A 16,428-nucleotide genomic window follows, 5' to 3' on the forward strand; every position below is an offset into this window, starting at 1 on the left:
TAATCACGAGGCTTAAAAATAACTTTCCGAAGAAATCTTAAGAAATTTTTTTGTCCTGCGGAATTTCTTCGCTTTTATGAATGGTAAATGCAAACCATACAAAGGCGACCAGGCCAACGGCGAAAATAGTATCACCAATAGTACGCAACCATCTTAGGGTGTCCATTCCCGGCTGCTGCATAAATTCAGCAGAACGGGCGTACCACATCCCTTCATTAACACTGGCTATAGTTTGTAGAAGTCCTATGGGCAGCACGCTTAGTAAAACCATAAGCAATAAACCAATATTAATAGACCAAAAGCTAAAACTTAGTAATTTATTATTCCAAACTTTAACCCGGTAAAGACTACGCAGTACAAAAAGCATTAAACCAATTCCCAGCATTCCATAAACCCCAAACAAAGCGGTGTGAGCGTGAACAGCCGTGGTGTTTAAGCCCTGCATATAATACAATGCGATGGGAGGATTAATGATGAATCCAAAGATCCCGGCACCTAAAAAGTTCCAAAAAGCTACAGAAATTAGACAGTATATTGGCCATTTGTAATCTTTAAGCCATTTGGTAGCTTTACTAATTTCATAATTTTCGTAAACTTCATATCCAATAAGTACCAGTGGCACCACTTCCAGCGCACTAAATGTAGCACCAATAGCCATTACCGCGGTAGGGGTGCCACTAAAATACAGGTGGTGAAAGGTTCCCAGGATTCCTCCGGAAAGAAAAATGATAGTAGCCAAAAGCACACTAAGCGTAGCCGTTTTAGTTCGTAGTAAACCTAATCTTACAAATAGGAATGAAGAAACTACGGTAGCAAATACTTCAAAAAAGCCTTCTACCCAAAGGTGAACTACCCACCATCTCCAATACTCGGCGATAGCAAGGTTTGTTTGTCGTCCCCACATTAAACCGGCAGCATAAAATAAAGCGATCGCAGCAGAAGAAACCAAAAACATGATCAACAGGTTCCTCTCGGGCGTTTTGCTTCTTATTACCGGAATTAAAGGTCGCACCATTAAGGCTAACCACACAAATAAACCAACGAGCAAGAATATTTGCCAGAACCTGCCTAAATCTACATATTCATACCCCTGGTGACCAAACCAGAAATTCTCGGCAAGTCCTAACTTTTGCATAATTCCAAACCATTGGCCAATCATAGAACCAAATACGATAATTAGCAGACAGGTAAATAAGAAATTAACTCCAAATTTTTGAAATTTTGGATCGCTACCAGAAACTGCAGGAGCAATATAAAGCCCTGTACCCAACCAGGCTGTGGCTATCCATAATATTCCCAATTGTACGTGCCAGGTTCTTGAAATAGAATAGGGTAAAATTTCGGCCAGGTTAAAACCGTAAAATCCGTGGCCTTCTACACCATAATGTGCCGTAATTACCCCAAAAGTCACCTGAATTAAAATAAGCAAACTAACGATCCAAAAGTATTTTTTAACTGCAAGCATGGAAGGCGTGATAGCCTGTCGAAGTAAGGGATCTTCTACAGGTTTTTCCGGTTCTTCTTCCTTTTTCATTTTCGCGTAATAGAAAACCATCATTCCTATACCAAAAAGCAAAAGAATAATACTAAAGCCTGTCCATAGCAGTAGATCCCCGGTAGCTTTATTCCCAATAAGTTCATCTGGTGGCCAGTTGTGGGTGTAAGTAACATCAGACCCCGGCCTTTCTGTTACTGCAGCCCAGGATGCCCAAAAGAAGAAACCATTCATTTGCTGCATCCTCTTCTCGTCTTTTATGGAGTTTTTTGGAATGGCATAATTGTTCCTTAACTCAGAGAGCTCGGGATTATCCATAAACAAACCTTTGTAATAATCGCTTAAATGCGCAACAGCTTTGGCTCGCATTGGGGAAATGGTTATTGTTCCATCTGCTTCATTGTAAGTGTTCTCACGTAATTCTTCCTGAAGCCTGCGCTCCAAACCTGCCTGCTTTTCACTGCTCAATTCTTCATAATTGGCGTTTTCTTCTGCTTTGGCCCATTCGTTTAAAATAAAAAGCGCCTCCCGGTGTAGCCAATCTGCAGTCCAATCTGGCGCTGTATAAGCTCCGTGACCCCAAATAGAACCAACTTCCTGGCCACCCATACTTTGCCAAACATTTTGTCCGTCTTTTAAATCCTGACCCTCAAAAACCACTTCTCCTTCTGTGGTTACAATTTGTTTGGGCATAGGTGGAGCTTTTTGATAGATTTCGAATCCATAATAACCTAAAATGGCAAACGAGACCGTTACCATGACTATAAAACTTATCCAGAGTTTTCTTTCTTTAGACATACCTAAAATTTATATGATATTTAATGATCGCGGTTAGAGAGGTATTGATACTACTATTTTCTTAAGGATAAAATTGTTAAGATTACAGCCAGCTCAAAAGTTCTTTTGGGTTTTAATCTGTTTCTTGAAATAAGCGACAAATGAGGTATCTAATGCTCTTTGTTTAAAACAATTACACGACAATCTTAAGAATAAAAATGTCGCTAATAATTTCTTCATTATTCAAATTTTATTCAAAGCCCTTGGCTTTTCTGAATAAAAATGATTCCAATTATCTTGCGACATTTAAAATAAACGGTGTTAACCTCTAAAAGCGTTTGTTGTATTAATTAGTTTGAGTTTCTAAGTTCTTTTTCCAGCTTTAACACCTTTGGAAACAGAATATTATTTTCTAAATGAATATGATGGTGTAGATCCTGCTCAAACTCATCTAATTTAGCATAAAATGCACGGTAAGTATTGCAGGCTCCTTCTGGTGGCGTGTAATTACTACTTAATTTGGATATTTTCTTTAAAAGGTCTCCAACTTCTTCGTGTTCAGCTTCCATCATTTTAATGGGATTATCTACACTGCCAAAATGAGCATCTGGAACTGGTGTCCCTTCTTTTTCAGCTTGAACTAGTTTTTTGATAAATGGAAATAAAATTAATTCCTCCTTGCGTTGGTGTCCACCCATTTCTGTAGCAACCAAAGCAAATAATTGCTGAATCTCCAATAGCTCGCTATAGTGGTGACCGTGCACCTTGGCCACTTTAGCGGCATATTGCGTAATTAATGGAAGGCTTTCTTCTACATATTTATGATGTACATTTATAATATGATCAGTAAGAAAATCTAACTCCCAGCTATTGTAATTTACAGCCCTGGTGTTTTCATTCTTAGAAGCGATAAGGTCTTTTTCCAAATCGGCGTAATTTACTCCTGCTTTCTCGCAGGCTTTAGCGATACTAACCCCGCCACCACAGCAAAAATCTATACCGTATTTTTTAAATACGTGAGCTGTTTTTATATTTTCGGTTACGAGATTGGCAACAGTTTTGTCTTGTAGCATTTCCATGATTATAGTTTTTAATTGTTTTTGAATAATGAGTTATTTTAAGATTGCTCCTAAAACAGTATTTACTAAAAGTAACAATGCAAATTTTGTAAATGAACGAGACTCTAATTATGAGTTGAATCATAAAACGGACATTTTTATCAGAAATAAAGAAAACAGTAAACAGTCCCAGTAGGCAGTAAGCAGTTTTGGTGGAAATGCGAACAATATACCGATGCTTTTGAAAGTAAAAAATACTGTTAGTTATAGCTTTTAGTGGTAAAAAGAATTCTCAATTGGCAGTTCAATAGAGTAGAAACGATATTTCTACCTTAAAAGTTTCTTTAAACTTAAGAAATCAGCTATTTTTGCAAACTTGCAGATTTGAACAATAATATATGGCGGTGGAAACATTTGGAATAGAAAAAAAGAAGGTTGATAAGGAACTTTATGATTATCAGCAGAAGGATATTGACAAGATATTCAAGGTAATAGAAGAACATCCCGAACATTATAATTTGCTGTATCAACTCCCAACCGGAGGTGGAAAAACAGTAATTTTTTCACAGATGGTGCGGGAATATATTCAGCGTACAGAGAAAAAAGTACTTATCCTTACTCACAGAATTGAGTTGTGTAAACAAACTTCAAAAATGCTGGATGGTTTTGGAGTACGCAATAAAATTATAAACTCTAAGGTAAAAGAATTGCCAGACCAGGAAGATTATATGTGCTTTGTGGCCATGGTAGAAACCTTAAACAATCGCTTGCACGATGAAAAACTGGAAATAGAAGATATTGGACTGGTTATTATTGATGAAGCACACTACAATTCATTTAGAAAATTGTTTAAATTTTTTGAAAAATGCTTTATTCTCGGCGTAACCGCAACGCCTCTTAGTTCTAATATTAAACTTCCTATGAAAGATAATTATAGGGAGCTTATTGTGGGCGATTCTATTGGCTCACTTATCGAAAAAGGTTTTTTGGCAAAAGCCAATACTTATAGCTACAATGTTGGTTTAACCAGCCTTAAAATTGGAATGAACGGGGACTATACGGTAAAATCTTCTGAAGAATTATATTCCAATATTTCCATGCAAGAAAAATTGCTGAATGCTTATTATGAGCGATCGCGTGGAAAAAAGACTTTAATTTTCAATAATGGGATCAATACTTCTATAGAAGTTTACGAAACTTTTAGAAATGCCGGAATTCCCATTCGACATTTAGATAACACCACCAGTAAGCAGGACCGAAAAGATATTTTAAAATGGTTTAAACACACGCCAGATGCGGTGGTTACCTCGGTAAGTATCTTAACAACGGGATTTGACGAACCTACGGTAGATACAATTATCCTGAATAGGGCTACAAAATCTTTAACGCTTTACTTCCAAATGATTGGTAGGGGCTCCAGGGTTTTACCGGGAAAATCTGAATTTAATGTAATAGACCTGGGGAATAATTTGGTGCGGTTTGGAGAATGGAGCGCTTCGGTAGATTGGAAACAAATTTTTAGGGCTCCCGATTTCTATTTTGAAAACCTATTAAGTGACGAAGAAATTGAACGGGAATTTAAGTATGTAATGCCCCCGGAACTACGGGAAAAGTTCTCAAATACTGAAGATGTAGATTTTGATGTAGAAAAAGCCTACGATAAAGTTATTAAAAAGGGCCTAAGGTCTAAAGCTGTTTTAGAATGGTCTTTAGAACAGCATGTGAAAATGTGTGTAGAGAATTCTGAAGATGTATTTGATGCCAGAATTTTAGCAAAAGAGCTCAAAGACGATATCAATTCCCGAATTAAACAATATTCTTATTGCATTAGCAAGAGCACCAAAAACTATAGGGATTGGTTGGAAGAAGATTACTCCAGGAAGTTAAGAATGGCAATAAACAAGGAGTTTTAAACGGATTTTAATATACATCACATTGTAAATTTATTAGCGGAAATTCATAGCCTGAAAAGATTAAGGATTTCCGCATAGTTTAAGCGAGCTATTTCAGTTGTAATGAGCTGTTGCAGCACTAGGAAATGGAATTTTTTCTTTTAGAATAATAGGTTCAATTTAGCGTTGAATTTTTGCTATATTTCAATTTTCAACAATTTGCTTATGTCGCATTTTATAGATGTTATTCTTCCGCTTCCACTTCAAAAAAGGTTTACTTATGCTATAGATGAAGGAGAAGCGTCATTCCTACAGCCGGGAATGCGTGTGGCAGTTCCCTTTGGAAAATCTAAAGTTTACACAGCAATAGTTGCAAAAATACACCAAACTCCGCCACAGGTTTACGAGGCGAAACCTATAAACCAAATCTTAGATAAACAGCCGTTAGTCACCACCCAGCAATTGGCTTTTTGGAGCTGGATCGCATCTTATTATATGTGCGCAGAAGGCGATGTTCTTAAAGCCGCCCTTCCGGGAGCTTTCTTATTGGAAAGCGAAAGTGTGGTGCAATTAATTAAATCGGCCAATATTGAAGAAGCCGATCTCAAGGATGAGGAATACCTGGTTATTGAAGCTTTGCAAAGACAATCTTCCATCAAGATCCAGGAAGTCATGAAAATCCTGGATAAAAAATCTGTGCTGCCCATACTCAATGCTTTGGTGGAAAAAGATTTAGTGGTTTTAAACCAGGAGATTTACGAACAATACAAACCTAAAAAAGTAGCCTTTATAAAGTTAAATCCTGATTTTGATAATGAGGCAACTATGCATCAGCTTCTGGATGAGCTCGAGAAAGCACCCAAACAAAAGGAAGCTTTACTAAGTTATTTTACACTTAAAGCAAAACAGCCAAAACCGATAAAGATCAAAGATTTAAGCGAAAAATCGGGGGTGGCTACTGCGATTATTAAAAGCCTGGTCAAGAAAGAAATTTTAATAGAATATCAGGAAAAAACAGATCGACTTTCTTACGGGGGAGAAGCTTCAGAAAAAGGAATTAAGCTAAGCGAACTTCAGCAACAGGCATTTTCAGAAATAAAAGAAGGATTAAAAGAGCTGGAGGTTTGCCTGTTCCACGGAATCACTTCCTCCGGAAAAACAGAGGTCTATATTAAGCTGATTGAAGAAGTTATCAATAGCGGCAAGCAAGCGCTTTATGTACTTCCGGAAATCGCGCTTACCACACAATTAATTCAGCGTCTTCGAAATTATTTTGGCGATAAAGTTTTGGTGTACCACAGTAAATATTCCATTAACGAAAGGGTGGAGGTGTACCGGCATATTCTGGAAGATTCAGAAAAAGCGCGAATTATCGTTGGGGCGCGCTCTTCCATATTTCTTCCGTTTGCCAATTTGGGCCTTGTTGTTGTAGATGAAGAGCACGAAACTTCTTTTAAACAATTTGATCCTGCACCGCGTTATCACGCCCGGGATGCGGCCATAGTTTTGGCCAATCTCTTTAAGGCAAAAACCATTTTAGGATCGGCTACGCCCTCTTTAGAATCTTATTTTAATGCAGAACATCATAAATATGCCCTGGTGAATTTAAACCGAAGGTATGGCGATGTGTTAGAACCGGAAATCGAGATTGTTGATCTTAAAACCAAATACAAGAAGAAAGAGATGAAGGGGCATTTTTCCGATAGGATGCTCCAGGAGATCAAAGAAACATTAAAGCTTGGGGAACAGGTGATTTTGTTTCAGAATAGGAGAGGGTTTTCCCCGGTGTTAGAATGCAATACCTGCGGGCATTCGCCACAATGTCCTAACTGTGATGTAAGTTTAACCTATCACAGTCATAACAATCAGTTGCGCTGTCACTACTGCGGTTATCACATTGCGATGCAGAGAAAATGTATGGCCTGCGACAGCCCCGAAATTACCACCAAAGGTTTTGGTACCGAGCAAATTGAAACCGAATTAAAATCGATCTTTCCAGAGTATAAAACCGCGAGAATGGACCAGGATACCACCCGCGGAAAATATGCTTACGAAAAATTAATCACCGCTTTTGAACAACAGGAAATCGACATTCTTATCGGTACACAAATGCTGACCAAAGGGCTCGATTTTAGAAAAATAAACCTGGTAGGCATTATGAATGCCGATAATTTATTGAATTTTCCAGATTTTAGGGCACACGAGCGTAGCTTTCAGCTTATGCTACAGGTAGCAGGGCGAGCAGGGCGAACAAAGAAACGCGGTAAGGTTTTAATTCAGAGTTATAATCCGCATCATCAAATTGTACAACAGGTTTCAATCGGGGATTATGCGGGAATGTACAAAGACCAATTAGAAGAGCGTTATAATTATAAGTATCCACCTTTTTATCGCTTAATACGTTTAACCTTAAAATGCAGGGATTATTCTAAAACCAATGACGCAGCAGATTGGATAGCTATTGCTATGAAAAATGTTTTTAAGGAGTATGTCCTGGGACCAGAATTTCCACCGGTAGCCAGGATAAGAAATGAATATTATAAGAACATCTTGCTTAAAATTCCGCAGCAACAATCTTTGGGTAAAACAAAATTGGCTATAAGTAGGATTATGGAAAGCTTTAGAGCAATAAGCGCTTTTAGAAGCGTTAAAGTAGTGATTAATGTAGATCCTGTTTAAGCATTAAAAATAAGAATATTGCAACATTTTATAATAGCATAAAATTGGTGATTTTTGTTTTAGTTCTTTCGAAATTAAATTAAAAACAGTGCATTTCACATGTTAGATTCTTAAATTTTTAAAACGTCTAAACCATTTCAAAAATTACCAGGGCATAGAGATAAAACCTGGCAAACCTTAGCAAACCAAACATCAAATAACTTGGGAAAGGAAATTTTATAATTCCGGCGGCAATACTGGTCATCGCAAAAGGAATAGGCAGTAAAGCACCTACAATTATAAGAAAACCACCCCATTTCCTGGTGTTTTTAATATGCTGCGCCATTTTCACTTCAATCGCGTTGTGCACTGCCGGTATTTTAGTCATCCATCGTCCTATAAAATAGGAGATTACCCCGCCTAAATAAGACGCCAGGGCTAAAAAGGAAAGATAAAGAATAGGACTATCAGATTTTCCGGACCAGGCAATAAAGAGCTCCGGAGGAATTAAGCCCAGTAAAGATTCTGAAGCAAAAAACACTCCAAGTATGCCCAGGGGGGAATAGGTTTCAGTAACGGTTACCAACATTTGTTCTATATCGAGAACAAACCTATCTATAGCCAGTAAAGCACCAACAAAAAGCACAATTGGTAAAATAGCTTTTTTTATACTTTTCCAAACAAATTTATAAAACCCGGTATAGCTATAATATTGGTGTAGTAAACGTATTCGCGACTTCTTTTTCTTAGATTTCGCATCTTTCTTCATTACTTTCTCCTTTAGCAATTTACTCGATAATCGAGAGTGTGGAAGCCCGCCTAAAAACAAAATTTATACAAAATGTATCCAGGCTGGGCTTTATAATTTACGTAGTATTTCTTTGCTTTAAACTTTCAAAAATCAAGCCGAAATTTGCCTTAATTATCTTCAGCATATTCGTTAAATGCACTTACGTATTCCCGTAATTCAATTTCATTTACTTTATTAGAAGAATCGGCCATTAAGGAAAGTAAATAATCAAGACTTTCCTGTCCTGTTGTTTCTTCCTGGAGCGGCGCATCTTCTCCTTCTTCTACAGGATCGTCTTCTGGGATAGCAATATTAAAAGATTCGTAAGTTTCAATATGTTCAAAACTTAACCTAATTACTTTAGCCAGTAGTGGATTTCCTTCTTCAACAATAATCTTTCTTAATTCTTTTAGATCATCTACCAGGGTGTTGATAATGATTCCGTTGCGCATTAAATCACGCTGAATTTTATTAAGTAATTTTTGTGCTTTTATATTATTCAATGGACTAAAGTTAATCAGGTTAAACTATATTTTTTGCAAAGGTACTTCTTTCGAACTTTTATAAAACATTTTAACACAGAAATTAAAACAATAAATTAACAAACTATTAATTCGGAAGATTTCAGCATACAGGCATTGTTTATTAGTTTTAAGCAAACTAAAAAATAAAGATATGAGTTCAATAAAAGGAAAAGTTGCATTTATAACGGGTGGAAGTAAAGGTATTGGTTATGGTGTAGCCCAGGCATTATTAGATTTGGGAATGAAAGTAGCGATAACCAGTAGATCTAAAGACAATGCCGAAAAAGCTGCTAAAGAATTAGGTTTCTCTGATGCACTGGGCCTGGAAGCCGATGTTCGTAATTATGAAAGTCAGCAGAAAGCAGTACAAGCAGCCATTGATAAATTTGGACAAATTGATGTGATGGTTGCCAATGCCGGTATTGGTCACTATGCACCAATTGAGGAGCTAACCCCAGAACAGTGGCAGGAAACCATTGATACTAACCTAAGCGGCGTGTTCTATAGTGCCAAAGCGAGTTTAGATGCACTAGAAAAATCAAAAGGCTATCTTATTACTATTTCCAGTCTTGCCGGTACTAATTTCTTTGCAGGAGGATCTGCTTATAACGCCAGCAAATTTGGTGTTACCGGCTTTACCCAGGCAGTAATGTTAGATCTAAGACAAAAAGGAATTAGTGTTAGTACGATTATGCCGGGATCTGTCGCTACGCATTTTAATAATAATACCCCTGGAGAAAAAGATGCCTGGAAAATTCAGCCAGAAGATGTTGGGGAACTAGTGGTAGATTTATTAAAAATGAATAAACGTACCTTACCAAGTAAAATTGAAGTAAGACCATCGCAACCACCTAAAAAATAAATTAGGAAAAAAGACTAAAAAAAGGTTTTATCGCAAAAGACGGTAAAGCCTTTTTTTATTGGCTGACTCAATAATTATTAGGGATAACGCGTGGTTGAAATAATCCAGAAATAAAGCTATACAAACTAGAAATAAAAATCAATTAATTATTTAAGTGATACACTATACTCAACTACATATCAATAACTTAAAAAAATAATCTAAGTGGTAGATTCTAAAATTTATGATGCTGTAATTATTGGCGGCGGCCAAAGCTCACTTGCCTGTGCCTATCATTTAAGACGTACCACTTTAGATTTTATAATTCTCGATGAACAGAAAAAATGTGGTGGAGCGTGGCTAAAAACCTGGGATTCTTTAAGATTATTTTCCCCGGCAGAACATTCTTCACTTCCCGGATGGCCCATGCCAAAACATAAAGATGGCTTTCCTCCAAAAGATCATGTAATTAATTATTTATGTGAATATGAGAAAAGGTATGATTTCCCCGTAAAACGTCCCGTAACAGTAAATAGTATTGCTAGAAACAAAGAAGTTTTTAAAATTGATTCTTCCAGCGGAAAAATTTCAGCTAAAACAATAATTTCGGCAACCGGTACCTGGAAAACGCCATGGATCCCACAGATTAAAGGAAGAGATAAATTTAAAGGAATACAGGTTCATTCTGCTCATTATAAAAATCCTGAAATTTTTAAAGATAAAAAGGTTTTGGTGGTAGGCGAGGGAAATTCTGGCGCACAAATTTTAGCTGAAGTTTCTAAAGTAGCCAAAACCACCTGGGCCACCTTAGAAGAACCACAGTATTTGCCAGACGGTGTAGATGGCAGGGTACTTTTTGATGTTGCCACGGCGAAATATAAAGCTAAAAAAGAAGGTCGTTCCTTTACACCAAAGAACTACAACCTTAAAAGTATCGTTATGGTACCTGCTGTAAAGGAGGCGCGGAAGAGGGGAGTGCTGCAATCCTATGGTAACATAAAAGGCTTAACTGAAGATGCGGTAATATTTCACAATGAAGCTGTTAAAAACTTCGACGCCATTATTTGGTGCACAGGCTTTAAAGCGGCTACGGGTTACTTAAAAAATATCGCCAAAATTGATAAAAACGGAAAAATTAAAACTGAAGGTACGCGAGCCGTGAATTCCCCCGGACTTTGGTTAGTAGGTTATGGAGGTTGGACGGGATTTGCATCGGCTACCTTGATTGGTGTAGGCCGCAGCGCCCGGGCCACTGTAAAGGAAATTGTTCAATACACTGAAAGCTGATATATTAATCCAATTTTAATTTTTCGCAGTTGTTTAAAGGCTTTCTAAGTGCAACTCGATCACTATTAATGAATTTCCAAAATTAATTAAATTAGAAGTGACAATTTGCTTCAGCAAAAAAGTACTTTAAAGGCTTCAACAAGCTCATTCAGACGTGAAAGTTTCACCCATAGGTCACGCTAAGGCTGTCTAAGCGCTCAATTAACCCAAAATTTATTTCTAGTTTAATCCAATCACTCTTAACAAGTTGAAAAGCTTAACACTCTGGGAGATTAAAAAACCAGGACTTCGACAAGCTTAGTCGGACGTTAAAGTTTCGCTCATATGTTTTGCTAATAGCCTGTCGAAGCGCTTCATATTATAAAAGAGTGACAAGTTACTAAAGGTTTCGAATGGTAAGCCGGACGGTATAATTAATATTAACCATATTTTACTAATTGATTAAAATTATTTGTCAAAGGCCTATAAAAAAAGACCCCACAGTACTAATAATTCTTAAGTATTGTGAGGTCTAATCATTCTTTTCGATAGCAAAGCACACCAATTGCCATCAACATCTCTGCAAGGTTTTAAACTTCCACCACCATTTTACCGGTGTTTTTACCTTCGAAAAGATCTAAAAAGGCTTGTGGCGTTTCATCAAAACCTTTTACAATAGTTTCTTCATATTTCAACTTATCCTCATTTAACCAAGTGGCAAGTTTATTTATGGCCGGGCCAAATTCTTTGGCGTGATTTCTCACCAAAAACCCCTGCATTAAAGCACTTTTTTTAATTAAAATACCTTCTACACGCGGGCCTGTGGGTTCTTCTTTATCATTATAAGTAGAAATAGCCCCGCAATTAATTATGCGAGCAAATTGATTGATATTCTTCATAACCGCATCTAGAGTTTCTCCGCCTACATTATCGTAATAAACGTCTATCCCATCGGGACAGGCTTTAGCCAGGGCTTCCTGCATATTATCTGTAGTTTTATAATTGATGCCCTCATCAAAACCAAACTCATCCTTAATATGCTTTATTTTCTCGTCGCTTCCGGCGATACCAACTACTTTACAACCTTTAATTTTTCCAATTTGTCCTGCAACACTCCCCACGGCACCAGCTGCTCCAGAAACTACCAAGGTTTCGTCTTTTTCTGGTTTTCCAATATTTTTCAAGGCAAGGTAAGCTGTTAGGCCGGTCAAGCCAAGGACACTAAGGTATGCACTCGGCTTTGCCAAATCTGTGTCAATTTTATTTAATCCGTTGCCGTTGGCTGTTTGAAAATGTTGCCATTTAAGCATGCCATTTACTAAATCCCCTTTGGCAAAATTCTTATTATTGCTTTCAATTATTTCAGCAATTAACATAGATTCTACCGGCTCATTTAATTCAAATGGCGGGATATATGATTCCTCATCCCGCATTCTGCCACGTAGATAAGGATGTACAGAAATATATTTAGCTTCGAGTAAAATTTCACCATCCCCGGGAGTTGGTTTTTCAACTTCCTTAATTTCAAAGTCAGAAAGTGATGGCTTTCCTTCTGGTCGGTTTTTTAATAATATCGTTTTATTCATTATTTTTAACTTTTATTTGACTGCTCAAATTAAGATTAACTACGACACCTTCCAATTCTTAATTATTAATTTAAACTTAAAAATGAGCTTGTTATAATGAAAAAAGGAGAATAGAACATAGAACATAGAGAATAGAACAAAGAAGAAAGTTGACAGTCTCGGTTTTCAGAAAGTAAGAAGATAAAATTCGGCAATGAAAAATTTCAGAAATTAAAGCTGAATAAGTCTGGACCCAGTTCCTCCCGATGGCACATATTCTAAAATGGTTTATTTAATTGGATTTCGCTCCCTTTTAGAGCAGGGTAACGAAGAAAATCATAACAGTATTTGCTATGGTTCCCAATAATTTAATCCATTATTATAAATCACTATTGTCCGGTAAAGAAACAAGATCGCTTCGCTGCAAGAAAAAAGAGAAAAGACTAAACTCTAACTAACTGAGAATCCAACTTTTTTCATAAGTGATATTCTTCAATTAACTCTTTTTCGTAAAGATTCCTAATAGCAAGGTGGATAATTATGAAATCGCTTTTGGGCTTTGCTATAAAAGAGAACCTGCTAATTAGTTATATTTTTATCGGACATCAATGATTATAAATAATGACTTTTTTAAATGTTATCATTTTTTTAAGCTTTAGGATAAACTCTATATTACACCGTAACTTTGGCAAAATAAAAACGCAACAGCATTGTCTAATAAAATTACCACTTATTGGGAGGATTTTCTTAAATATTTAAGGAGTACAGATTTCTCCAAAGCCATGGTACTTACCGCAGCTATAGCTTCGGCAGTAGGGATTTTTCAGCAATTAGGTCATTTAGAGATAGGAGTTACCCTGGCTATGGGGGTATTGCTAAGCTCTCCCAGTGATATCCCCGGGAATTTTAGGCATCGAAACGCGGGTGTGGTACTTGCCGCTCTGTTGGCTGGAACAGTTTCTGTGATTATAGGGTATGCGGCGCCCTATCTTTGGCTGGTTTTGCCGCTCATTGGAATTCTTATGTTTGGAATTGCCTATTTTGCAGTCTATGGTTTTAGGGCTTCCCTTATTGCTTTTTCAGGACTTTTTGCTATCGTTTTGAGTTTTGCAAATGTTTCTACGTTAATAGTGCCCTGGGAACGCGGACTTTTAATTGTTGCAGGTGGACTTTGGTATTTAACTTTAAGTAATTTGTGGGGTTTTATTCACCCCAAACACCACACCGAAAAACAACTTGCTGAATGCCTGGAATTAACCGCTAAATACCTTAAAACAAGGGCGCATCTTCTTACACAGACGAATAATAGGGAAGCGCTTCAAAGGGAGTTATTTTTATTGCAATCAGATCTCAGTGACAAGCATGAAGCTTTAAGAAACCTTATTATTTCCAATAGAAGAGCCTCGGGAAATTCAAATTATGCACGTAAAAGATTATTGATCTTTATTGAACTGGTAGATGTTTTGGAACTGGCAATGGCCAATCCTGTAGATTATAAAAAAATGGATGAAGTGCTGCAAGAGGATCAGGATTTGCTAGAGCATTTTAAGAAACTGATAAAAAAAATTGCTTATCAACTAGATGAGATTTCAATCATTATAGAGAAGAAAAAGAAAGCTTCTGTTAAGGATATTAGCTACTATTTAAAATCTGTAGAAGAAGATTTTAAAGCTGTACAGAATTTAATCGCTTCAGAAAATACCGAAAAAGCTTTTTTGCTTCAGAATCTATTTGACTACTTAGAAAAACAAGGACAAAAAATAAATACCATTGTACGAATTTTACATAATCTGGAAACGCAAAAAACCAGGTTGATGAAGAATAAAGAGGCCTCGCAATTTATCACTCCGCAAGACTATAGTCCGGACACGCTTTTGGAGAATTTCAATTTTGGTTCTCCCATTTTTAGGCATTCTCTTAGACTGGCAATTGTCGTTTTAGTTGGCTTTAGCGTTGGCTTATATTTTTCTTTCGATAATGCATACTGGATAATCCTTACCATAGTTGTGATTATGCGCCCCAATTATGGACTTACTAAGGACAGGTCTAAACAACGAATTATTGGTACACTTATAGGAGCAGTTATCGCTATTGGGCTCGTTACAGTTATAAAAAATCCTGTAATTTACGCTATTTTGGGACTTTTTTCATTAACCCTGGCGTTTTCTCTTATTCAGCGAAACTATCGTACCGCAGCCGTTTTTATTACTTTGAGTATTGTTTTTATATACTCTCTTTTACAGCCAAATGTTTTTAATGTGATTCAATTTAGGGTAGTAGATACTTTACTGGGTGCCGGTTTGGCAGCACTGGGAAATATCATTTTATGGCCTACCTGGGAAGTTCAGAACATTAAAAGCGTGATAACTGCGAGTATTAATGCTAATATTAAATATTTAAAGGAGATTGATTCTTTTTACCGCGATAAAGGCAGGCTCCCCACCTCGTATAAACTTTCCAGAAAGAAGGCTTTTTTAGAAATGGGTAATCTTAGCGCTTCTTTTCAAAGAATGACCCAGGAGCCGAAGCTGAAACAAAAAGATCTCGATCCCATTTATAAATTAGTAGGCTTAAATCAAACATTTTTATCGGCGCTCGCCTCCCTCGGGACCTTTATTAGAAATCATGAAACCACCGCGGCTTCAGAAAGTTTTAATACTTTCGTACAGCACATTTGTACCAATCTTAAAAATGCCCGTAATGGATTGGAAGATAATCCCAGCTTCAAACCTGTTGATAAAGAACATACACAAAAAGCAGCATCTTCTTTACTCAAGCATTATAAGCTGTTATTGGCAAAACGAGAACAGCAGTTAAAAGAATCCCCGAAAAATACAGATAATAAAGTACAAGTAAGATTACAGGAAGCACAATTGATAAGTAGCCAATTACAATGGTTGTTGGAGATTTCAGAAAACCTTAAAAAATGCAGTTCGCAAACAAAATTCAAATAGATGAGTAAAAGCCAGCTTAAAAAGTATCTAAACGATTTGAGTAAGGATGAACTAGAAGCGCAGGTTTTAGATCTTTATCAACGTTTTAAACCGGTAAAAGTTTTTTATGATTTTGTGTTTAATCCGCGAGAAGAAGAATTATTGCGAAAAGCAAAGCTGAAGATTTCCAAGGAATATTTTCCCGATACCAAACGCAAGGCAAAAACCCGTAGATCTATTGCACACAAAGAGATAAAACATTTTAAACAGCTGGAGGTAGAGCCGCACCTCACGGCAGATTTAATGCTTTTTAATATTGAGATTGCACAGACATATGCAGAAGAAAAAAGCAACATCAAGGAGGCTTTTTGTAAAAGCATGTTCAAGTCTTACGAGGAAGCGGTAACATATATGACCAAAATGGGAATTATTACTGAATTTAAATCCCGCCTACTCAAAATTGCCGATACCGCTGAAGCACAGGATTGGCCAAACAATTATCGTTTTGAAAAAGTTGCTATGCAGTTTCAGGAAATACCTTAATTTTCTTTTGCAAGGTTTAAAATTAACTCTAGTTTAATTGAGTTATGTCTTTTGATGAACTGTCATTCCGTCCCGAGCACGGAAGA

The 16,428-nt window shown here is 36.9% G+C and carries 11 protein-coding genes; 6 read left to right on the plus strand and 5 right to left on the minus strand.

The annotated features are described in order from the left end of the window. Positions 1 to 37: 37 nt before the first annotated feature. Both BUA71_RS11165 and ric read right to left on the minus strand, forming a co-directional pair. Positions 38 to 2,293, minus strand: coding sequence for a nitric-oxide reductase large subunit (locus BUA71_RS11165; protein WP_072879756.1), 2,256 nt, complete (start codon positions 2,291 to 2,293; stop codon positions 38 to 40). 329 nt (positions 2,294 to 2,622) lie between these two features. Continuing rightward, entirely contained in the window at positions 2,623 to 3,351 is a 729-nt protein-coding gene (gene ric, locus BUA71_RS11170; RefSeq protein WP_072879758.1) for an iron-sulfur cluster repair di-iron protein, read from the minus strand. A gap of 377 nt (positions 3,352 to 3,728) precedes the next feature. On the opposite strand from ric, the gene BUA71_RS11175 reads away from it, so the two are divergent. Then, complete coding sequence (locus BUA71_RS11175) at positions 3,729 to 5,243, plus strand: DEAD/DEAH box helicase (protein ID WP_072879760.1); 1,515 nt, start codon at positions 3,729 to 3,731, stop codon at positions 5,241 to 5,243. 204 nt (positions 5,244 to 5,447) lie between these two features. After that, a complete protein-coding gene (gene priA / locus BUA71_RS11180; protein WP_072879762.1) occupies positions 5,448 to 7,901 on the plus strand; it encodes a replication restart helicase PriA in 2,454 nt (817 codons plus the stop codon). A gap of 127 nt (positions 7,902 to 8,028) precedes the next feature. Here priA and BUA71_RS11185 read toward each other — a convergent pair whose 3' ends face one another. Next, a complete protein-coding gene (locus BUA71_RS11185) occupies positions 8,029 to 8,649 on the minus strand; it encodes a YqaA family protein (protein ID WP_072879764.1) in 621 nt (206 codons plus the stop codon). A 149-nt stretch (positions 8,650 to 8,798) separates the two neighbouring features. After that, positions 8,799 to 9,173: a hypothetical protein gene (locus BUA71_RS11190; protein WP_072879766.1), complete on the minus strand. Its 375-nt coding sequence runs from the start codon at positions 9,171 to 9,173 to the stop codon at positions 8,799 to 8,801. 172 nt (positions 9,174 to 9,345) lie between these two features. Here BUA71_RS11190 and BUA71_RS11195 point away from each other — a divergent pair, with 172 nt between their 5' ends. Both BUA71_RS11195 and BUA71_RS11200 read left to right on the plus strand, forming a co-directional pair. Further along, on the plus strand, positions 9,346 to 10,056 hold the full coding sequence (locus BUA71_RS11195; protein WP_175545953.1) for an SDR family oxidoreductase: 711 nt from the start codon (positions 9,346 to 9,348) through the stop codon (positions 10,054 to 10,056). 204 nt (positions 10,057 to 10,260) lie between these two features. Further along, positions 10,261 to 11,322, plus strand: coding sequence for an ArsO family NAD(P)H-dependent flavin-containing monooxygenase (locus tag BUA71_RS11200; RefSeq protein ID WP_072879768.1), 1,062 nt, complete (start codon positions 10,261 to 10,263; stop codon positions 11,320 to 11,322). A 569-nt stretch (positions 11,323 to 11,891) separates the two neighbouring features. Here the strand turns inward: BUA71_RS11200 and BUA71_RS11205 are convergent. After that, a complete protein-coding gene (locus BUA71_RS11205; protein WP_072879770.1) occupies positions 11,892 to 12,887 on the minus strand; it encodes an NADP-dependent oxidoreductase in 996 nt (331 codons plus the stop codon). A 689-nt stretch (positions 12,888 to 13,576) separates the two neighbouring features. On the opposite strand from BUA71_RS11205, the gene BUA71_RS11210 reads away from it, so the two are divergent. After that, positions 13,577 to 15,820 carry an FUSC family protein gene (locus BUA71_RS11210; RefSeq protein ID WP_072879772.1) on the plus strand — a complete coding sequence of 748 codons (2,244 nt, stop codon included), beginning with the start codon at positions 13,577 to 13,579 and terminating at the stop codon, positions 15,818 to 15,820. Continuing rightward, on the plus strand, positions 15,821 to 16,342 hold the full coding sequence (locus tag BUA71_RS11215; protein WP_072879774.1) for a DUF6155 family protein: 522 nt from the start codon (positions 15,821 to 15,823) through the stop codon (positions 16,340 to 16,342). Positions 16,343 to 16,428: the final 86 nt, after the last annotated feature.

The sequence above is a fragment of the Salegentibacter echinorum genome (assembly GCF_900129445.1).
Taxonomy (GTDB): domain Bacteria; phylum Bacteroidota; class Bacteroidia; order Flavobacteriales; family Flavobacteriaceae; genus Salegentibacter; species Salegentibacter echinorum.